This is a genomic window from Stappia sp. BW2 (assembly GCF_008107695.1).
In the GTDB taxonomy this organism is placed as follows: Bacteria; Pseudomonadota; Alphaproteobacteria; order Rhizobiales; family Stappiaceae; genus Roseibium.
In genome coordinates this window covers 129524-150496 of sequence record NZ_VIRG01000060.1, presented here as the reverse complement: position 1 = coordinate 150496, position 20973 = coordinate 129524, and the positions used below count along the sequence as shown (strand labels likewise).

Annotated in this window: 16 protein-coding genes; 6 read left to right on the top strand and 10 right to left on the bottom strand. The window is 58.4% G+C overall.

Annotation, left to right across the window (positions count from 1 at the left end; all coding sequences use genetic code 11):
• The first annotated feature begins 33 nt into the window (after positions 1–33).
• Positions 34–855 (top strand): ABC transporter ATP-binding protein, encoded by an 822-nt coding sequence (locus FMN63_RS10305; RefSeq protein ID WP_148583887.1) that lies wholly within the window; start codon positions 34–36, stop codon positions 853–855.
• 283 nt (positions 856–1138) lie between these two features.
• On the opposite strand, the gene FMN63_RS10300 is transcribed toward FMN63_RS10305, so the two are convergent.
• A complete protein-coding gene (locus FMN63_RS10300) occupies positions 1139–1609 on the bottom strand; it encodes an Lrp/AsnC family transcriptional regulator (RefSeq protein ID WP_148583886.1) in 471 nt (156 codons plus the stop codon).
• A 127-nt stretch (positions 1610–1736) separates the two neighbouring features.
• Here FMN63_RS10300 and FMN63_RS10295 point away from each other — a divergent pair, with 127 nt between their 5' ends.
• Both FMN63_RS10295 and FMN63_RS10290 read left to right on the top strand, forming a co-directional pair.
• On the top strand, positions 1737–5177 hold the full coding sequence (locus FMN63_RS10295) for an indolepyruvate ferredoxin oxidoreductase family protein (RefSeq protein ID WP_148583885.1): 3441 nt from the start codon (positions 1737–1739) through the stop codon (positions 5175–5177).
• Positions 5178–5342: 165 nt separating this feature from the next.
• Positions 5343–6041, top strand: coding sequence for a YfdX family protein (locus FMN63_RS10290; RefSeq protein ID WP_148583884.1), 699 nt, complete (start codon positions 5343–5345; stop codon positions 6039–6041).
• 173 nt (positions 6042–6214) lie between these two features.
• Here FMN63_RS10290 and FMN63_RS10285 read toward each other — a convergent pair whose 3' ends face one another.
• Entirely contained in the window at positions 6215–7540 is a 1326-nt protein-coding gene (locus tag FMN63_RS10285; RefSeq protein ID WP_148583883.1) for an NAD(P)/FAD-dependent oxidoreductase, read from the bottom strand.
• Positions 7541–7771: 231 nt separating this feature from the next.
• Between FMN63_RS10285 and FMN63_RS10280 the strand changes: the two genes are divergently transcribed.
• Positions 7772–8248 carry an Lrp/AsnC family transcriptional regulator gene (locus tag FMN63_RS10280; protein ID WP_148583882.1) on the top strand — a complete coding sequence of 159 codons (477 nt, stop codon included), beginning with the start codon at positions 7772–7774 and terminating at the stop codon, positions 8246–8248.
• A gap of 9 nt (positions 8249–8257) precedes the next feature.
• Here the strand turns inward: FMN63_RS10280 and FMN63_RS10275 are convergent, their stop codons facing one another.
• The 6 genes from FMN63_RS10275 to FMN63_RS10250 form a co-directional block, all read right to left on the bottom strand.
• Entirely contained in the window at positions 8258–9910 is a 1653-nt protein-coding gene (locus tag FMN63_RS10275; protein ID WP_148583881.1) for an ABC transporter ATP-binding protein, read from the bottom strand.
• 2 nt (positions 9911–9912) lie between these two features.
• The gene (locus tag FMN63_RS10270; RefSeq protein WP_148583880.1) at positions 9913–10761 is read right to left on the bottom strand and encodes an ABC transporter permease; all 849 of its coding nucleotides are present in this window, start codon (positions 10759–10761) and stop codon (positions 9913–9915) included.
• Positions 10758–11711 carry an ABC transporter permease gene (locus FMN63_RS10265; RefSeq protein ID WP_148583879.1) on the bottom strand — a complete coding sequence of 318 codons (954 nt, stop codon included), beginning with the start codon at positions 11709–11711 and terminating at the stop codon, positions 10758–10760. Before FMN63_RS10265 ends, FMN63_RS10270 begins: the two co-directional genes overlap by 4 nt.
• 182 nt (positions 11712–11893) lie before the next feature.
• Complete coding sequence (locus tag FMN63_RS10260) at positions 11894–13495, bottom strand: ABC transporter substrate-binding protein (RefSeq protein WP_148583878.1); 1602 nt, start codon at positions 13493–13495, stop codon at positions 11894–11896.
• 343 nt (positions 13496–13838) lie between these two features.
• The gene (locus tag FMN63_RS10255; protein ID WP_148583877.1) at positions 13839–15212 is read right to left on the bottom strand and encodes an aspartate aminotransferase family protein; all 1374 of its coding nucleotides are present in this window, start codon (positions 15210–15212) and stop codon (positions 13839–13841) included.
• A 20-nt stretch (positions 15213–15232) separates the two neighbouring features.
• On the bottom strand, positions 15233–16069 hold the full coding sequence (locus FMN63_RS10250) for a GNAT family N-acetyltransferase (protein ID WP_148583876.1): 837 nt from the start codon (positions 16067–16069) through the stop codon (positions 15233–15235).
• A 307-nt stretch (positions 16070–16376) separates the two neighbouring features.
• Between FMN63_RS10250 and FMN63_RS10245 the strand changes: the two genes are divergently transcribed.
• Both FMN63_RS10245 and FMN63_RS10240 read left to right on the top strand, forming a co-directional pair.
• A complete protein-coding gene (locus FMN63_RS10245; protein ID WP_148583875.1) occupies positions 16377–17045 on the top strand; it encodes a haloacid dehalogenase type II in 669 nt (222 codons plus the stop codon).
• Between the two features lie 14 nt (positions 17046–17059).
• Positions 17060–18334 carry an NAD(P)/FAD-dependent oxidoreductase gene (locus FMN63_RS10240; protein WP_148584062.1) on the top strand — a complete coding sequence of 425 codons (1275 nt, stop codon included), beginning with the start codon at positions 17060–17062 and terminating at the stop codon, positions 18332–18334.
• A 120-nt stretch (positions 18335–18454) separates the two neighbouring features.
• On the opposite strand, the gene FMN63_RS10235 is transcribed toward FMN63_RS10240, so the two are convergent.
• Both FMN63_RS10235 and FMN63_RS10230 read right to left on the bottom strand, forming a co-directional pair.
• On the bottom strand, positions 18455–19912 hold the full coding sequence (locus FMN63_RS10235; RefSeq protein ID WP_148583874.1) for an NAD-dependent succinate-semialdehyde dehydrogenase: 1458 nt from the start codon (positions 19910–19912) through the stop codon (positions 18455–18457).
• Positions 19913–19922: 10 nt separating this feature from the next.
• Complete coding sequence (locus tag FMN63_RS10230) at positions 19923–20972, bottom strand: tartrate dehydrogenase (RefSeq protein ID WP_148583873.1); 1050 nt, start codon at positions 20970–20972, stop codon at positions 19923–19925.
• Position 20973 lies beyond the last annotated feature (1 nt).

Below are 20973 nucleotides of genomic sequence, written 5' to 3'. Positions count from 1 at the left end.
GGCCGTCATCGTAACTCACAAGGGAACGGCATCATGAGTGTCTCGGATGCAGGCAACAGGGCTCTCAAGACCAGGGGGCTCGGCGTCCAGCGCGGAGGAAAGACCATCATCGCCGGGGTCGACCTGACCCTTTCCGGCGGGCTGGTCACGGCGGTGGTCGGTCCCAATGGGGCCGGGAAATCGACCTTGCTGGCCGCGCTTGCCGGCGCCCTGCCCTGCGCGGGAGAGATCGTTCTGGAAGGTGTCTCCACTGCGTCCGGCAAAAGCCCCGCGACGTGGCGGGTCGGCTACATGCCTCAGGCGCAGACCCTGCGTACCCGGCTCACAGTCCTGGAAGTGCTGCTTCTGGGGCGGCGGGAGCAACTTGGCTGGCGCGTTTCGGATATGGATCTCGCCATGGCCCGGGAGATGGTCGCCCATTTTCGTCTTGAGGCCATCTCTGACCAACCGATGACGCGCCTGTCCGGCGGTCAGCAGCAGATGGTGCTTCTTGCCCAGCGGCTTATGCGCGAGCCCGATCTTCTGATCCTCGATGAACCGACCAGCGCGCTCGACCTTCACCATCAGCTGGCCGTGCTTGACCGCATTCGTGCCTACGCAAGACGAACGGGAGCCGTCGTTGTGGCGGCCATCCACGACCTCGGGCTGGCCACTCGCAATTGCGACCGGGTTGCTTTGGTCCATGGTGGTACGGTGCGCAGTTTCGGTGAACCGGAAGAGGTGCTGACCAGGGAGATGGTGGGCGATGTCTACCGCGTGGAACTGGATACCTACCGCAATTCCCTGGGGCGCAGCGTCAACATACCGGTTTCGGCGGTGCTGGAGCCTGTGCAGACAGAGAACAAGAGCGCCTGAAGGGGACGGTGGCAAGCTCCGTCGTTACAGAGCTCCCCCTTTTTGGGAGCGACTTTCAGGCTCAGGTGTTTGATCTCGGTTTTTGACGGCGCAGCCCATTCTCCAGAATGGAAGGAGGCACTGTCGGACAGGAATTACACGGTGAGATCTGTCTCTCCGGACTGCTTGTGAAAGAGGCAGCTTGATCCGGGGCAATCAGTGGCCGCTTTCAGGCGTGGGCAATGTTCTTGCGCCCCTTGAATACAATTTCGATCAGCCAGGCAGGCCTAGTCCGGAGAAAGCTCTAAACAGGTACCTGGGTCGTGTGTTTGATACGGCGCATCACAAAGATCGTCGAGGTGCCAGCGACACAATCAAGTTCGAGGACCCGGCTCATGAGAATTCTTTCCACGTCGCCCATGTCTCGCGCCAATATGTGTAGCAGATAGTCCCAATCGCCCGAGATTGAGTAGACTTCGACAATTTTGGGCTCCTGTTCCACTGCACGTTTAAATGTTTCCCGGGATTGCGCGTCTTGGGACTTCATTCGCACCTGACAAAACGCATCCATGTCGCACCCGACCTTGGCAGGATCGACCAGGCGAACTGGCGGACTGATGACACCGCGCTCCTCCAGGCTCCGAAGACGACGCCAGCAGGTCGCAGTGGAGCTGTTCGTTTGTTTCGCCAACTCGGCGATGCTCGGTGAAGCGTCGCTCTGCAGGATCGAAAGCAACCTGCTTTCCATGCGATCCATTTGATCCAATTTCTTCATTTTTTGCCTGTGAATGAATTTTCTCGATCAGCAAATACCAATTTCTGAGAGAGGAAGGAATCTAATTTCGCCAACGTGATTTACAGTTCTCATGACGCCCCACTGATATCTATTGAACGAGAGTGCGATGACGGAACATGTGTCTAAGCTGAACGACTATGAGTTGATCGAGCGGTACACACGAACGCAGGGACGCGTTTTCCTGACCGGAACACAGGCTATCGTTCGGATCGCACTCGACCAGGCACGTCGTGATCGGGAGCGCGGTCTCGATACACGAGGATATGTTTCCGGATACCGTGGATCTCCGGTCGGCGGCATCGATCTCGAGATCGGGCACAACGCCGGATTGGTCGCAGAGGCCGGCATAGAGTTTCTGCCAGCCGTCAACGAAGAGTTCGGCGCCACCCAGATGATCGGGACGCAACAGGTTGAAACAGACCCGGACAAGGAATGTCTCGCGGTCTTTGGCTTGTGGTACGGCAAGGGGCCAGGTGTGGACCGGGCGTCGGATGCGCTGAAGCACGGCAACGCTTACGGATCTTCGCCGAATGGCGGGGTGCTGGTCGTCGCCGGCGATGATCACGGCTGCGTGTCGTCGTCAATGCCGCATCAGTCCGACGTGGCGTTCATGAACTTCTTCATGCCCACACTGAACCCGGCCAACGTTGAAGAATTCCTGCCTTTCGCCGAGTGGGGCTACGCATTGTCACGGTTCTCGGGCATGTGGGTTGGCTTCAAGGCCATCTCCGAGACCGTTGAGTCCGGCATGTCCTTCCAGTTGCCACAAGACCGCGAGTTTGTCACTCCGGACTTCACACCACCCGCCGATGGTTTGCATTACCGTTGGCCCGATTTACCTGGCCCTCAAATCGAGGAACGAATGGAGGCCAAGAAGAACGCCGTTCTGGCGTTCGCCCGCGCGAACCCGATAGACCGTGTCGAATGGGGCCACAAGGATGCAAGATTTGGCATCGTCACCACGGGCAAATCCCATCTGGACGTGCTGGAGGCATTGAGACTTCTCAAGATCGACCGGAAGCGCGCCAATGAACTTGGGATAGACATCTACAAGGTTGGCATGGTCTGGCCACTCGAGGTTGCCGGTGCACGCGAGTTTGCGAGCGGGAAACGCGAACTTCTCGTGATCGAAGAAAAGCGCGGCATCATCGAGAGCCAATTGAAGGAGTACCTCTACGACTTTCCGGGTCATAAGCCGGAACGCATGGTCGGGAAGAGAGATGAACATGGCGACCGGCTGGTTCCCTGGACGCGGGAACTCGGCGCCGTCATGCTGGCCGAAATAATCGCCCGGCGGCTGGATCTGAACTTTCCGGAGCTAAACCTGACCGGGACGGCAAGGAAAGCCGTGCCAAGCCCGAGCCCTATCAACGTGCCCGGCGCCACGCGAACACCCTATTTCTGTTCCGGGTGTCCCCACAACACCTCGACGAAGGTGCCCGAAGGGAGCCAGGCCTTTGCCGGCATCGGATGCCACTTCATGGCAAGCTGGATGAACCGAAGCACAACGTCGCTTATCCAGATGGGCGGCGAAGGCGTGAACTGGGTGGCAAGATCGAAATTCAATGGCAACCGGCATGTGTTCCAGAACCTTGGCGAAGGCACCTACTACCATTCAGGGTCCCTGGCGGTTCGGCAGGCCGTCGCAGCCGGAACCAATATCACCTACAAGATCCTGTTCAACGACGCTGTAGCGATGACCGGAGGTCAGCACGTCGATGGGCCAATATCGGTGCAGGCTATCGCGCACTCGGTGATCGCGGAAGGCGTGGCGAAGGTTGTCGTCATTTCGGACCATCCCGAAAACTTCAGCCCATCCGATTTCCCAACAGGCGTAGCGATTGAACATCGCCGCGAATTGGACCGGATTCAGCGGGAGCTTCGGGAGATCAAAGGCACGTCGGTGCTCATCTACCAGCAGACTTGCGCGACGGAGAAACGCCGGCTGCGCAAACGCGGCAAAATGGAAGATCCAAAGACGTTCGCAGTTATCAACCCTCTGGTATGCGAAGGATGCGGGGATTGTTCGGTTGAGTCGAATTGCCTGAGCGTAGAACCGGTGGAGACCGAGTTCGGGCGAAAGCGCAAAATCAACCTGAATTCGTGCAACAAGGACTTCACCTGCGTCAACGGGTTCTGCCCCAGCTTCGTCACGGTCGAAGGTGGGACGCTCAAGAAATCAAGGGCAAGCAGGAGCCGTGAGGCCTTCGCAAATTTGAAGTCGAAACTTCCCGAACCGGTCCTTCCGAGCCTCGACGCACCCTGGGATATCCTTGTCACCGGTGTCGGCGGAACAGGCGTTGTCACGGTCGGACAGCTGATTGCCATGGCTGCAAATCTGGAAGGCAAGGGGGTATCGGTTCTCGATTTCATGGGCTTCGCCCAGAAATTCGGACCAGTGCTCAGTTACATCCGGTTGGCGGAAACCGAATCCGGCGTCAACCAGGCAAAGATTGAACCAAGTTCGGCTCATGCCTTGATCGGATGCGATCTGGTGGTCAGTTCCTCGCCAAAGGCCTCCATCACCTACCGCGAGGCCGAAACGCTTGCTGTGGTCAATACCGCAGTCATGCCGACAGGCGACCTGGTGCAGAATCGGGATGCCGATCTGAATGCGGACAAGCGGCTGGATGCGATCTCGCAACTGGTGGACACCGCGGCGCTCAGGACACTCGATGCCAATTCCCTGTCACAGGCGATGCTGGGAGACACTGTCTACGCCAACGTGATGATGCTGGGTGCCGCCTGGCAAGCGGGGCTCGTCCCCCTGAGCGAAGCCGCGCTGATGCGGGCGATCGACCTGAATGGTGTGAAGCCCGATCTCAACAAGGAAGCATTCAACTGGGGTCGTATCATTGTCGCGGACCGGAAATCCGTCGAGGAGATCGCGAACCTGCCCGTCAGCCCTTTGCAGACCATCGACGAATTGATTTCGCGGCGCGCCGAATTCCTGACCGACTATCAGAATGACGCCTGGGCGGATATGTACCGCGCGGCCATAGCTGACGTCCGCCGGGCCGATGAACGGATTGGCGGAGGCGCCGGACGTTTGACAATTGCAGCCGCCAAGGGCCTCTTCAAGCTCATGTCCTACAAGGACGAATACGAAGTCGCACGGCTTCACACTCAGACGGGTTTCTACGAAGATCTCCAAAATCGTTTTGAAGGCGACTTCACGGTTAAGCACCACTTTGCTCCACCTTTGCTTCCGGCAAAACGCGACGCGCGCGGACGTCCTTACAAACGGGTCTTCGGGCCATGGATTCAGCCTGCCTTGCGCCAACTTGCGCGGTTGAAAGGTTTGCGCGGCACGAAGCTGGACATATTCGGAAATACGCACGAGCGCCGGATGGAACGGGAGCTGATTGGCGAGTACCGAGACCTGCTGGACCGGCTGACACGTGGCCTGACCGCCGAGAACATCGAACAGGTGACCGACACAATCGGCCTTGTGATGGATATCCGTGGCTATGGGGCCGTCAAGGAACAGGCGATTGCAAAGGTGCGCCAGCGAATTCAAGCGGAAACAGAGGCAATGGGCCTTTGAGACTGCAAAAAGGCGCGTCGACCTGTCCGACCTTTCAGGCTTTCCGTTCCAAATTGTCAGTCTCAACAAAATTTAAACTTCGCGACAGGAGGAGACAAAGGGGAACGGGCATCCTGCATTCGTTCCAGTCAAGAACTGGTCTGTCCTCGCTCATTGGAGGAATGAATGCGTAAATACAATTTAGCCAAATCCGCAACAGCACTGGCCATGCTGGCAGCCGTCGGCGCGGGTGCTCTGCAGATTGCCCCGGCACTCGCAGACAGCAAGGCTCCGACCGCCGTCGAGCAAACCGCAACCACGCCGGCCAAGGACGCCGTCGCGACCGCGACCCAGTCCTCGGAAGAGAATGCCATCCTCAAGACCGCTGATGACGCCTACCAGGCCATCCGCGAAGTGCGTGCAGCCCGTATCGCAATTTTCAACGGTCAGCCCGATCAGGCAACCAACTTCGTCAATGGCGCCAAAAAGGACTTCGAAGCGGCGCAGACAGCCATGAGCACATACGCCATCAAGGACAAGAAGACGCCGAAGGAAGGCGATTCCTATCTGCCGTTCGATTCCTCGCTGTCACTAGCAGAGGGCTTCGTTCCCACCCAGGACAAGCAGGAAACACTGCTGAAAGCCAATGAGCATCTGGCCAAGGGCGAAAGCAAGAAGGCAGCCGAGATCCTGAAACTCGCGAATGTCGATGTGACGGTGACCGCAGCCCTTGTGCCCGCCAATGCCAGCGTCGCCCATGTTACCGATGCGGCAAAGCTGATCGGCGAGAAGAAATACTACGAAGCGAACCTTGCCTTGAAGGCTATCGAAGACTCCGTTGTCGTAGAAAACTACTCGGTCGATGCGGTTCCCGCACAGGGATAACCAGCAGAACCCGGATGGAACAGGCGGCGCTCCCGCGCCGCCTTTCCCTCAGTCAAAAAACGCCCGTGGCGGATCGCTCCGTCATCGGGCGTTCTTGCTTGGACTTGCCGCAAGTCTCGCCGATGGGCAGACCTCTTCCATTACGAGGCCGACTTGCAGCCTGACGGGCGACATCAGAAATCGGCGACCTTGCCCCATGCAGAGTTGTTGAAGCGATCAGGATGATACGGCTTCGGGTCGACGAGCGGTTCTGCTCCGGTCACAAGGTCGGCGATCAGATGACCTGCACCTGGTCCAACACCAAAGCCATGACCGGAAAAGCCGGCAGCCAGGATGAAGCCAGGAACAGTCGAGATTTCTCCAATGCCCGGCACGCCGTCCGGGGTTGTATCGATAAAGCCCGCCCAGACTGCCTTTATCTTGGTCTTGCTCAATTCCGGCAACAGTTCGAGCGCGCGTCCATGAGTCAGGCGGACAGTCGCGGCATCGGGTTTGGGGTCCAGGATCCGCATCCGCTCCATTGGCGTCTTCTCGTCCAGCTTCCAGCGGCTTAGCGTCTCGTGCCCACCCTTGATCCCCTCAAGACCTCCAGGTGCGAGGTTTCGCCACCGCTTGAAAAACATCGGCAGAAACTGCGGTGCAAACCTTATTTGCTGTGGTGTGACGTCGACACGCCCGCGCCCGCTGATTGCCAGGGTATAACCACCGTCGCCTCTGCGAGTGACCGTAATTCCAGAGGTATGAAGCGTATCGGGAAGACCTTCCGCCTCAGCCGAGACCGACAATGCGGTGGAACGGATGGAGGCTTGCGGAAAGCGGATGCCCAGTTGTCTGCAAAAAGACGACGCCCATGCCCCGCCGGCAAGAACAGCCGTTTTGGTTTTGATCGTGCCGTGTTCCGTGACCACAGCACTCACTCGGCCACCTTCCGTTTCGAGACCACGCGCTGCGCAGTTCTGGATCACCGTGCCACCGAACTTGATAATGGCTCGCGCGACAGCAGGCGCCGCCTGTGCCGGGTCCGCGATCCCGTCGGTTGGCGAGAAGACGCCGCCCTTCCAGCTTTTTCCGGTCGCCCAACCCCGCTCGGCGGCCTCTGCGCTTGAGAGCATATGCGTGGTCACGCCGAGGGGCTTTGCAAAATCGCGCCAGCGCGCCCAGCCTGCGATTTCTTCCTCGTTGTTGCTGAGGTAGAGAAGGCCGCAGCGACGAAAGCCGGTTTCTTCACCGGTCTCTTCCTGAAAACGCTCCCACAGATCAAGGCTCTTCGTAGAGACCGGCAATTCGCGGGCATCGCGGTTTTGCTGACGGCACCAGCCCCAGTTTCTGCTCGATTGTTCGGCTCCGATGCGTCCCTTCTCGATGAGCACCGTCTTCAGTCCGCGCCGCGTCAGATAGTACGCGGCAAATGCACCGATGATGCCGCCGCCGATCACGACCGCGTCAGCATGGTCAGGCAGGTTCGATGAAGTCTCAAGCAGGGTCAGTGGCGCTGGCATATCCATCTCCGAATTCCGGCCCCTACCCTAGTCCGGCTATGTCCGCATTCAGTGCTGGAGATATCTTCAGCGCCGCAGATAATTCTTTGAACGGAACAAACAATAGAATTATCTGCTCCGTATCAAAATCAAGAGTTTGTAGATGATGTTGCGCTGTGTGGTAAACTTCTCCGGGTTATCCGCAGCAGTTTATGCTGCAGTCGACGGCAACGGGAAGGTGACAGAACAGTGATGAAACTGGATCGGACTGATATCAAGATCCTCTCCGAGCTGCACAAGAACGGCCGCATCACGAATGTCGAATTGGCCGAGCTTGTTCACCTGTCACCCAGCCCATGCCTGATGCGCGTGAAACGTCTGCAGAACGAGGGTTATATCGAGGGCTATTCGGCGCAGATCAACCTGGGGAAACTCGGACAGACGCTCACCGTCTTCACGGAAATCACGCTCAAGAATCACCGCCAGCACGACTTTGCGCGGTTTCTTTCGGTCGTCGGCAAGGTCGATCAGGTCATCGAATGCCACCTCGTGTCCGGGGGCTACGACTATCTGGTGAAATTCATCACCGCCGGGATCGGAGAATACCAGGTCATCATGGAACGGTTGACCGACATGGACATCGGCATCGACAAGTACTTCAGCTTCGTCGTGCTGAAGTCGCCGATTGTGAAGTCACACCTGCCGTTGACCAGCCTCTTCCCGGCCTAACGGCTTTGATCAGCCAACATATTGCCGCACCAGTTCCGGTTCCAGAACCAGATTGTCCAGCCACGCCGGATCAAGCTTCGGCACGGAGGAGAAGAGCAGTTTCGAATAGGGATGCTTGGGGGCCTTGATGCCCTCCCGCGTCAACTGCTCCACCTTTTCCCCGTGATACATGACCACGATCTCGTCACAGATGGCCTCGACGACTGAAAGATCGTGACTGATGAAAATATAAGACAGATCAAGTTCGCGCTGCAGCTCCTTGAGCAACTCGATAATGGCGGTCGCGACGACCGTGTCGAGTGCCGAGGTGATCTCGTCGCAAATGATCAATTTCGGCTCAGCGGCCAGGGCACGAGCAAAGTTGACACGTTGCTTCTGCCCGCCGGACAGTTCAGCCGGATGCCTGTAACGCAGGTTTCTCGGCAGGTGGACCATATCGAGAAGTTCATCAACCCGCTTGCTGCGGTCTTGAGCGCTCATGCCGTGGTAGAAGGTCAGCGGTCGCCCCAGAATATCTTCGATAGGCTTGGCCGGATTGAGCGCGGTGTCTGCAGACTGGAAGACGATCTGCATGTGCTGCAGCTGATCCCGGGTGCGGTTTTTTGATGCCGGGGGCATTTCCTGCCCGTCGAAGAGGACCCGTCCGGCGCTGGCGGGCAGCATGCCGGAGATCGTTCTCGCCAAGGTCGACTTGCCGCAGCCGGATTCGCCGATAATGCCCAGATTTCTGCCCTTTTCGAGCTCAAAGCTCACGGATCGAACGGCCCGGATAAGCGGCAATCCGTCCGCTTGAATCTGACCGTAACCGGATGTCACATCTTCAATGCGCAGGAGCGGTGTCGCTGCTGCCTCTTTTCGCCCGGAAAACTCGAAATGTCTGGGCTCGAATGCAGCCAGAAGTTCCCGGGTATAAGGATGTTTCGGTGCCTGCAGGATGTCCTGTGTGGTGCCGGTTTCCTGGACCTCGCCGTCTTTCAAGACGACGATCCGGTCAGCGATCTGGGCAACAACGGCCAGATCATGCGAAACATAGACACCGGCAATGCCGCCCTGCTGCATGACCGACTTGAAAGCCTTGAGGACGTCGATCTGTGTCGTCACATCAAGCGCAGTGGTGGGCTCGTCGAAGATCATCAACTTCGGATCCCCGATCAGTGCCATGGCGGCGGCAAGGCGCTGCAACTGTCCCCCCGACACCTGGTGGGGATAGCGGTTACCGATGTTTTCGGCATCCGGCAGGGAAAGCGCGCGGAACAGTTCAATTGCGCGAAGGCGTGCCTGGGCCGGTGGCATGAGTTTGTGAATCCGGGTTACCTCGAACACCTGATCTATGATTGTTGCCGATGGATTGAAGGCAGCGGCCGCACTTTGCGGCACGTAGGCGACCTCGGTACCGCGCACCTGCTGGCGCTGTTTTTCCGAAAGCCGGGCCATGTCCTTGCCGTCGACCAGCAACGACCCTTTGGTGATCTCGCAGCCGCGTCTGGCATAGCCCATCAGCGAAAGTGCGATGGTCGTCTTGCCCGAGCCACTTTCCCCGATCAGCGCAACGATCTCGCCCTTGGCAATATCCAGATCGACACCCTTGATGATCTCGATCCGGCGTCCGGCGTCCGTTGTCGCTTCAACGTGAAGATTTCTGATTTCTACGAGATTGGTCATGTTCAGGCACTCCGATCCCGGATTTTACGCGGCAGATTGTCGATCAGCAGATTGACGCTGATGGTCAGGCTGGCAATGGCTAACGAAGGTGCGATCACGGCTGCCGAGGCATAAGAGAGGCTCTGGATATTCTCATGCACGAGGGCGCCCCAGTCTGCCAGCGGCGGCTGCACGCCAAGTCCGAGGAAGGACAGGCCGGAGAGCAGCAGCACGATGAAGACAAAGCGGATTCCGAAATCGGCGAGCACGGGGCGAATGATGTTGGGCAGGATTTCCGCACAGACGAGATAAAGGGTGCTTTCTCCGCGAATGCGAGCGACCGCGACAAAGTCCATGGTGTTGACATTTACCGCGAGCGCCCGGGCAAAGCGGAAAGAGCCCGGTGTGTAGATAAATGCAAGCGTCAGGATGAGCGCCGGCAAGGAAGACCCGACTGCGGCAACCACAACAAGACCGAAGAGCTTGCTGGGAATCGACAGCATCGCGTCCATGAAACGGCTGAGCAATGTGTCGAACCATCCGCCGATAACCGCCGCGGCCATGCCGAGGACAACGCCGCTCGTTGTGGCAATAAGAACGCCCGCAAGAGAGACACCCAGAGTGTAGCGAGCCCCCATGATGATGCGGGAGAGCATGTCTCGCCCCAGGTAGTCCGAACCAAGCCAGAATTTGCTGCTTATCGGGCCGAAAAAGTCGGTATCAACGATCTTGCCCGGCGAATAGGGAACAAGATGTGGTGCAAAAGCGGCCACGAACGCCCAGAACAGGATGACGGCCAACGCGATCATGCCAATCGGGCTGAAGGTGTAGCCGAAACGGTGAGCCGACATGGTTGTGGCGGTCTGCTTCATTTGCGGAGCCTCGGATTGGAAATAATGGCGATGATGTCGGCAATCGTGATCAGGATCAGGTAACCGGCACAGAAGATCACCGCGCAGGTCTGGATCAACGGCAGGTCACGCGTCGCGACGGCGTCTACCATCAGCTTGGCAATGCCCGGATAATTGAAGATCGTTTCGATGATGATGACGCCGCCGATCAGATAGGAGAGCGACAGTGCGAGCGCATTGACGATGGGACCCAGCGCGTTCGGCAATGCGTGGCGCAGAACCATCCGGCTACGCGACGCCCCCTTCAGGAGAGCCATTTCGACATAGGGTGTGTCGAGCGTCTCGATCACGGCGGCGCGCGTCATGCGAATGATCTGTGCCGAGACCACGAAGGTCAGCGTAACGACCGGCATCGCATACATTCTCAGCATGTCGGAAACGGAGTGGATTTCATTGACGAAGGAGATCGCGGGCAGCCACCGCAAATAGACGGCAAAGATAAGCACCGCGGTCGAGGCGATCACGAACTCGGGCACGGAAATCACACCAATGGTCAAAACGGTGACGATCCGGTCATAAAGTGATCCCCTGGCGACTGCGGAGGTAATGCCAAGCGTCAGCGCGAAGGGAACGGCGATCACCGTGGTGATTGCTGCAAGCTCCAGGGTATTGAGGAACCGGTTTCCAATGAGCGTGGATATTTCCATGTTGTTGGCGTAGGACTTGCCAAGATCGCCAGTCACGAAGCCGAACGCCCAATGGAAGAAGCGCGTAATAGCGGGATCGTTGAGATGCATCGCTTCACGCAGTCCCGCCACCGCTTCCGGCGTGGCAGCCTGGCCAAGCAAAATGGTGGCCGTGTCGCCCGGCAGCATATTCGTCGTGAAGAACACCGCGAATGATACGATAACAAGGGTGATGATCGCGATGCCCAATCGCTTCAGGATCAGGCGTCCGATTTCAGAGTTCATGGAAGATCTCCAGCCGCAATGTCCGATGCCGGCGGCCAAGCCACTTTCCCATCAAACATGTTCCAAAAGAAGAGCCTATTGCTCCCGGCCCGCCTGTGTGTTGCGGCCATTCGTTCTGTCGCGCAATAGTCTGGCAACACTCATATCCGGAGGGCGTTGCCCTCCGGATATGGCTCCTGAGATCAGGATTCAAGCCAGATATGTTCTGCCATCGAGTAGCCCATCATGCCTGCGACAGGGTTGGTCAACAGACCCTTCACCTTGGTGGAAAGTGCATCCGCATTGGTGATGTAGGCAGGAATGATTGTACCAGCGTCATCGGAGATCATGGTCTGCATTTCGTTGTAGATCTCGTGCCGTTTTGTCTGATCGAGCATACCACGGGCCTCAAGCAGCATCTTGTCGAACTTCGGCGACTTGTACTGGCTCTCGTTCCAGGGAGCGTTGGACGCATAGAGAAGCGAGAAAAAGATATCTGGCGTCGGGCGCGGGTCAATGTTGCCGAAGTGGATCGGAGCCTTGAGCCAGTATTTGCTCCAGTAGCCGTCTGAGGGGACGCGCTGCACGTCTAGGTTAAGACCGATATCGGCCCCTGCGGCCTGAACGATCATGGCCATATCGACAGCATTGCCGGCAGCATCCGAGGTGATGACAGGGATGGACTGGCCGAGCACTCCGGCTTTTTCGAAGTAATGCTTCGCCTTGTCCGGATCGAACTCCTTCGGCTTGAGATCGGCATTATGGTAGACGTTAGCTGGCGAAATTGGCTGGTCGTTGCCGATTTCTCCATCACCGCGCAGTGCCGAGCTGATGATCTGATCGCGATTGATCAGATATTTCATGCCCGTGACAAACTCCGGCTTGTTCATGTCGAGGCGGATATTGAGGTTTGTATAGTTGCCGTTTGTCGACTTGGACAATTCAAAGCCGCTTTGGGATTCGACCAGCTTTGTCGAACGCGGGTTGATGGCAGCCGCCAAATGGATATCGCCCGCCAGAAGGGCGTTGACGCGGGCATTGTCGTCACCGATTGCGAAGAACTCGAAGCTATCGATATGCGGCAGACCCGGCTTCCAGTAGTTCTGGTTTTTCTTCATGATCGAGCGTACGCCCGGCTCGAATGTTTCAAGCGTGAACGGACCGGTGCCAATCCCCTTCGAGAAATCGGTCGTGCCGTCCTGAACGATCATGAAGTGCTGCAGTGCCAGAATGAACGGTAGGTCGGCGTTCGCTGCTTCGAGAACGATCTCGACCGTCGACGGGTCGACAGCCTTGATCTCGGCAAACTGCGCGGCGATCTTTGCGACTTTGGATCCGACACTCGGGTCGAGATGGCGGTTCAGCGCGAAGACGACGTCGTCGGAGGTGAGCGCCTTCCCGTCATGATAGGTCACGCCCTTGCGAAGCGTCGCTGTCCAGGTCTTGGCGTCCTTGGACTCGAGCTTCTCGGCGAGTTCCATCTGGGGAACGCCGCTGCCATCGATGACGGTCAGCCGGTTGTAGAGGGAGCAGCAGCGCACATAGTCGGTGCCGTTCGAAGCCTTGGCCGGGTCGAGTGTGTCGGCATTTGAGGACGACAGACCTGCGGCCTTGAAATGCCCGCCGGAAACCGGGGTTCCGGCAACAGCGCTTGAGGCGCGGCCGAAAATGGCGCTACCAGCTGTAACGGCAACGCCGCTCGCCAGCATCAACTTCAGGAGATCGCGGCGGGACGCACCGCGACGGATGGCGTCTTCGACCTTTGCGTCGTCGGACTTCGTCCAATTGATAATTTTATCAGTCATTACATTCCCCTCTTCGGTCGGTTTGGGTGGCGGCCGTCTTGATTGCGGACCTTCCAGCCTCGGTTGGTTTTCACAGCCACCCTTTGCGGATTTCGTGTTGGCAATGTGTTAGCTACTTGTCTCTTCGGAACCTTCGCTTCCCGGGATCACCCAAGGTTCCCACTGTCAAAATCTGAAGGAGGAAAATATTCCCCTTCATTCAGTGCCTGATCCAAGTAGCCGATTACTCCTTTTCCCACCTCTAGTGTTTCATGCCAGCGTTGGCTTATTCTCCGTAATTGCCGGTCGCGGCAGCATTAAATTGCGAACTTTGTTGCTCCGGCAGTATTTCGGGAATCCTCTCTCAAGCCATGACGGACCTGACATCCGGGTCGGCGAGCGTCTGATCCAGCGTTTCGCGGGTCCGCTCGATGATTGCGTCGATCTCGGCATCGGTACAGCAAAGCGGCGGCGCATAGCCGAGAACGCCCTGCGGAAAGGCGCGGATGACAAGGCCATTGTCCCATGCCCGGTCAAAGACGCGCCTGGCTGCCATGGCCGCAGCTGGAAGCGGGGTTTTTTTAGCCTTGTCGGTAACAAGTTCGACGCCTGCCAGCATGCCGCGGCCACGAACTTCGCCGACCAGCGGATGATCGCGCAGACTTTCCAGTCCGGCCATCAGCCGGGCACCCGCTTTGCGGCCATTTTCAAGCAGGCCACCTTCGTAAAGCTTCAGCACCTCAAGCGCGACCGCCGCACTGACGGGATGGGCGGAGTAGGTATAGCCGTGGCCGACCGCGGCTTCGCCCGCACCATCGGCAATCACGTCATAGACGCCATCCGACATGAAAACAGCGCCCATCGGCACGTAGCCGGAGGTCAGACCCTTGGCGACCGTCATCATGTCCGGAACAACGTCTTCCGCCTCGCAGGCAAAAAGCGGCCCGGTGCGACCGAAACCGGTGATGACCTCGTCAGCGATGAAGAGGATGCCGTATTCATGGCAAAGGTCGCGGATTGCCTTGATCCAGCCTTTAGGCGGCACAATGACGCCGCCGGATCCCTGGATCGGCTCCGCGTAAAATGCGGCAACACGGTCCGGCCCGATTTCTTCGATCTTGGCCTTCAAGGCGGAAAGCGACGCGGACGTGATTGTTGCCGCATCGTCTCCGAAAGGGTTGCGATAGGGATAAGGCGATGGAATTTTATGCTGCCAGTCAAAGGGAACGCCAAAGCCGGTATGGAAGGCGGGAAGCGCTGTCAGTCCGGCGCCAACCGTCGATGAACCGTGATAGCCCTGCTGGATCGAGATAAACTGATCGCGCTGCGGCTGACCCTTGGCATTCCAGTAGTAGTGGACAAACCGAACGGTCGAATCCACGGCATCCGATCCGCCGAGCGTAAAATAACACCTGTTCAGGTCACCCGGTGCACGTTCGGCAAGTTCGGATGCCAGCCGGATGGCAGGCTCCGACCCGAGGTCAAAATATCCCGTAGCGTAAGGCAACTCCCGCATCTGGCGGGCTGCGGCTTCAACGATACTTTCATGGCCGTACCCGGCATTGACGCACCAGAGCCCCGCGAAGCCGTCGATAAGCTGGTGGCCGCTGGAATCGGTAACGGTTGCCCCGTTGGCGGATTTCAAGACCCGCACACCCTGGCGTTCGTGTCCGCGATAGGACGCGACAGGGTGGATCAGATGGGCACGATCAAGTTCGTTCAGGGAATTGGCGAGCACTATGCTTCTCCAGATTGATTTCAGCCGAGGGCCTGGTTGGCCAGCGCGTAGACTTTTCGCCGTGCCTGTTCTGCATTGTCTTTGGGAGGGCGCCGCATCGCCACGCCGCCGCCGGAATGGGCAAGCCCGATTTCGGCGAGCCAGGGCGCGAGGCCGGTTTCGCTTCCCGTGTCGATACGAAGGAACGCCCCGGGGCGCGAGGAGACGTGATAGGCAATGAGTGCGCGGGCCGCCTCACTGTCGGGCGCAATGACCGGGCCGATCACGTCGCCACGCCCGAATTGCCGGATCGCAGCATAGGCTTCTACGGCACCGCCCTTGCGGATCACCGCAATGCTGCCGCACGCCACCAGCGCATCGATCATCTTCGACCGGTCTGCACCGTAGGCTTCGCGGTCAAGCGTCTTCAGAGCATCAAGGTCGCCGGCAGCCATATTTTCAACGCCCACCGGGGTGTCGCAGAAAAGCGCCTGACCTTGGCACTGGAGGATCGTGCCGGTGGCTACAAAGCCGAGCTTTTCATAAAGCGGCAGTCCTTCCTGCGTCGCAATGAGGCGAAGCGGGCGATCCCCAGCCAGAACAAACGCCTCTTCCATGAGCTTTCGGCCAACACCGAGACCGCGCATGGACTTGTCGACGATAACCATATTGATCGTGGCGCAATCGTCGCCGTAGGGCGTCACAAGCGTCGTGCCGGTGACACGGCCTTCCGCGTCGGTTGCGACAACGCCAGTGCTCAGCTGCTGCACGAGCATCCAGTCTTCGCGACGATGCGGCCAGTTCTCGGCGCGCGTCAGCGCAAGTGCACCATCAATATGCTCAGGCCCGAAAGCACCAATATCAATTTGGCTCTGCATGAGTGATCCTTTCCTGATGAGAAGTTTCGGACAGGAAAGGCAAGCTATTCATCTAAATGCATGGGGCTGCGCACTATCTTCTGCCAAACCGCGGCGCGCATCCCGCATATTGTGCTGGCAAGGCATTTAAGGGGCCGGCGGACAGGCATTTCGACCGGCACCTTGAAGGGCTGCCGTGCAATTCTGTGCCAAACCGGGCGGCAATTTAAAAACTTTGTGCTTCCAGAGCAGCCAATTCGCTCGGCCAAGCGAAGTCTCGTCACTTTATGATGATGTCAACGACACACATAGACAGAGGAAGACCTTCATGGCCCCCATTCGCCCGAAATATGTCACCTTCGATTGTCACGGCACCCTGATTCATTTCGACATGGCCGGTGCTGCCCGCGACCTTTACAGCGACCAGCTGGATGAGCAGGCGATGCAGAAATTCATCAAGAATTTCTCGGCCTATCGTTTCGACGAAATCATGGGAGCCTGGAAGCCCTATGCCGAGGTAGTCCATAATTCGCTGCAGCGGACCTGCAAGGCCAACGGCGTCACCTTTCGGGATGAAGACGCGCAGATGATCTATGAACGCGTGCCGACCTGGGGACCTCATCCGGATGTGCCTGCAGGTCTCGCAAAGGTCGCCAAGGAAATTCCGCTGGTTATCCTTTCCAACGCCATGGACTCGCAGATCATGTCCAATGTCGAGAAGCTCGGCGCGCCCTTCCATAAGGTCTATACCGCCGAACAGGCGCAAGCCTACAAGCCGCGCTTCCAGGCTTTTGAATATATGTTCGACATGCTGGGTTGCGGCCCGGAAGACGTTTTGCATTGCTCGTCTTCTTTCCGCTACGACCTGATGTCGGCGCATGATCTTGGTATCAAGAACAAGGTCTGGGTAAACCGTGGCCATGAACCGGCCAACCCCTACTACGGCTATACCGAGATCGCCGACATTTCCGGCCTCCCCGGCGTCGTCGGCCTGTAGGAAAGTCAATGACGATGAAATTCGTATCCTATTGGCATGACACGGCGCCGGCCTTTACCGGCGCCGCCAAAGGGCCGCTCAGCGGGCACTATGATGTCGCCATCATCGGTGCGGGCTTTACCGGGCTTGCCGCTGCACGACAGCTTGCCAAGACGGGGGCGAAGGTCGTCGTACTGGAAAGCGAGCGCGTCGGCTTCGGTGCATCGGGCCGCAACGGCGGGCATCTGAACAACGGGCTGGCTCACAGTTATCTCGGCGCGAAGGCTCAACTTGGCAAGGAGCGCGCCATTGCGCTTTACAAGGCGCTGGACGATTCCATCGACACCATTGAGGCCTTAATCGCGGAAGAGGGCATCGACTGCGATTTTCGCCGCTCGGGCAAGCTGAAGCTCGCCTCCAAGCCCAAGCATTTCGATGCGATCGCACGCAATTTCGTAGCGCTGAACAAGGAATGCGACCCGGATACGGCACTGTTGACATCCGAAGACCTCAAAAGCGAGGTCTGTTCGCCATTTCATGGCGCAATGCTCTCAAGGAAGAGCGCCGTCATGCACATGGGCCGCTATGTGGTGGGTCTGGCCGAGGCGGCAGCGCGCCATGGCGCAGTCATCTTTGAAGACGCTGCCGTCAGCGATCACAGCGAAGCCAATGGCATTCATACCCTTCGCACCTCCCGCGGCGAGGTGACAGCGGCCGACGTGATCCTGGCAACGGGCGCTTATACGACACAGAATTTTTCCTACTTCCGCCGGCGCATCATTACCGTTGGCAGTTTCCTGATCGCCACACGGCCGTTGACCGAGAGCGAAGCTGCAGCCGTGATGCCCGGCAACCGCACCTGCGTCAACACGATGAATATCGGCAACTACTGGCGTCTTTCACCGGATAATCGGCTGATTTTCGGTGGACGTGCGAAATTTTCCGCGACCTCTGACCAGCGCTCGGATTCCACATCCGGCGAGATCCTGCGCGAAAGCATGGAACGCATCTTTCCGCAACTCAAAGGTATCGACATCGACTATTGCTGGGGCGGGCTTGTCGATATGACCGCGGACCGTTACCCCCGCGCCGGCTTCCATGATGGTCTGTGGTACGCCATGGGCTACTCCGGGCACGGGGCCCAGCTTTCAACCCAACTGGGCATGATGGTGGCCGACGCCATCCTTGGCCGTGCCGATCGCAATCCGATGCGCGACTATCCCTGGCCAGCAGTGCCCGGCCACTTCGGCAGGCCCTGGTTCCTGCCGCTGGTCGGCCAGTATTACAAGATGCTCGACAAGTTCCAGTGAAGCCCTCCCTGTTCCCCCAGGGCTCAAACTAAAGGAGCTGATTGCACGCAATCAGCTCCTTCTTTTTGTCTTCACACTTGAAAACAATGGAGCGGTCTCAAGACCGCTCCGCTTTCCATCTCAGGCGAGCCCGCCCATGTGAAAGCTCTTGGTTTCGAGATATTCCTCGATCCCCATTTGAGCGCCCTCGCGACCAAGGCCGGATTGCTTGACGCCACCGAAGGGGGCAACTTCCATCGAGATGAGGCCAGTGTTGAGGGCCACCATGCCAAACTCCAGCGCCTCGCCGACGCGCCAGGCACGCTTCAGGTTCTCCGTATAGAAATAGGAAGCAAGGCCGAAGGGCGTTCCATTGGCAATGGCAATGGCTTCTTCTTCGGTCTCGAAGCGGAAGAGCGGCGCCACAGGCCCAAAGGTCTCTTCACTGGCAAGCTGCATGTCGGTTGTCGCGCCCGTCAGAACGATTGGTGCGGTGTATTGGCGACCGTTCGGCATTTCGGGTGTCTGGGTAATGACCTTGCCGCCCTTCTCCAAGGCTTCGGCAACATGACGTTCGATCTTTTCAATCGCCGCGCTATTGATCATCGGCCCGATGGACACACCCGCTTCCGTGCCAGGCCCAACCTTCATTTCTTCGACGCGTGCCTTCAGCTTGGCCGCAAACGCGTCATAAACGCCGGACTGCACCAGAATGCGGTTGGCGCAAACGCAGGTCTGGCCACCATTGCGGAATTTCGAGGCAAGAGCGCCTTCGATTGCAAGATCAAGATCAGCGTCATCGAAGACTATGAAGGGGGCATTGCCACCAAGTTCGAGGCTCAGGCGCTTGACGCTGTCGGCAGCGCCACGCATCAGGAGTGAGCCGACCCGCGTGGAGCCGGTGAAGGAGATCTTGCGCACCGTCTCGTTCGCCATGATCTCGTTGCCAATGTCCGTCGGCATGCCGGTGACGATGTTGATCACGCCGGCCGGGATGCCTGCCCTCTCGGCAAGTAATCCAAGCGCCAGCGCCGAATAGGGTGTGAATTCCGAAGGCTTGATGACCACCGTGCAGCCGGCGGCCAGTGCAGGCGCAACCTTGCGGGTGATCATCGCATTGGGGAAATTCCACGGCGTGATAATGCCGCAGACACCGACCGGCTCCTTCAGCACGAGTATGCGGCGGTCGTTGCTCGGCGCGGGGATCATGTGACCGTTGACACGGCGCGCCTCCTCCGAAAACCATTTAACGAAGGACGCGCCATAGCGGATTTCGCCGCGCGCCTCGTCCAGCGGCTTGCCCTGCTCGCTTGTCAGGATGAGCGCCAGGTCCTCGAGATTTTCGATCATCAGGTCATGCCAGGCCTCCAGAAGCTTGGCGCGCTCGGCATGGGTCTTGGCTTTCCATGTCTTCCAGGCCGCATCTGCAGCCTCGATCGCGGCGCGTGTATCCTCGCCGTCCATATCGGGCACGGTGCCCAGCGTTTCCTGCGTCGCCGGATTGATGACGTCGACGGTCTTTCCGGAGCGGGCTGCAACCCAGTTTGCACCGATCAGCCCTTCCTGGCTGAAAAGACTCTTATCCTTGAGGTTCAGCATCGAGATATCCTTACAGTGTTGTCAGTGCATTCTTGACCGCACTCGTGATCGTGGCGGTCGTATCTTTTCCAGGCGTGGTGCCGATGCCCTTGCCGGTGGTGATCGCCAGCGCCTCCATGATGCGCCGGGCCGCCTGGGTTTCGCCCAGGTGCTCCAGCATCATGGCGCCGGACCAGATGGTCGCCATCGGGTTCGCGATGCCTTTGCCGGCAATATCCGGAGCCGAGCCGTGGACAGGTTCGAACATGGAGGGGGCAGCGCGGTCGGGATTGATGTTGGCCGAGGCGGCAAAACCAAGGCCGCCCTGAATGGCCGCGCCCAGATCCGTCAGGATATCGCCAAAGAGGTTCGAGGCGACGATGACATCGAGACTTTCCGGCGCCATGACCATGCGAGCGGCTAGCGCGTCGACATGATAACTCGTCACCTCGACCTCCGGATATTCGCGGGCCAGCTTCTGGGTGATCTCGTCCCAGAAAACCATGGAATATTTCTGCGCATTGGACTTGGTGACAGAGGCCAGCTTGCCACGACGGGCTTTTGCCTGTTCGAAACCAAAGCGGATGATGCGTTCGACGCCCGCGCGCGTGAAGATCGAGGTTTCGACTGCAACCTCGTTGTCCATGCCCTGGTGGACCCGCCCACCGGCGCCTGAATACTCGCCTTCGGTATTCTCGCGGATACAGAGAATGTCGAAAGCTTCCGCTTTCAACGGACCTTGAACGCCCGGCAGAAGGCGGTGGGGGCGGATGTTGGCATATTGAACAAACGCCTTGCGGATGGGCAGCAGCAAGCCGTGCAGCGAGACAGCATCCGGCACCTCTTTCGGCCAGCCGACCGCCCCCAGAAGAATGGCGTCGAAGCCGCGCAGCGTCTCGATGCCGTCTTCCGGCATCATCCGCCCTGTTTCCTTGTAGAAGGCGCAGGACCAGGGAAACTCGGTTCCCTTGAGCGCAAAGCCGGAGGTTTCGGCGACCGAATTCAGGATTTCCCAGGCAGCGTCGATGACGTCAACTCCGATGCCGTCACCGGGGATCAATGCGATTGAATAGGTTTGCATG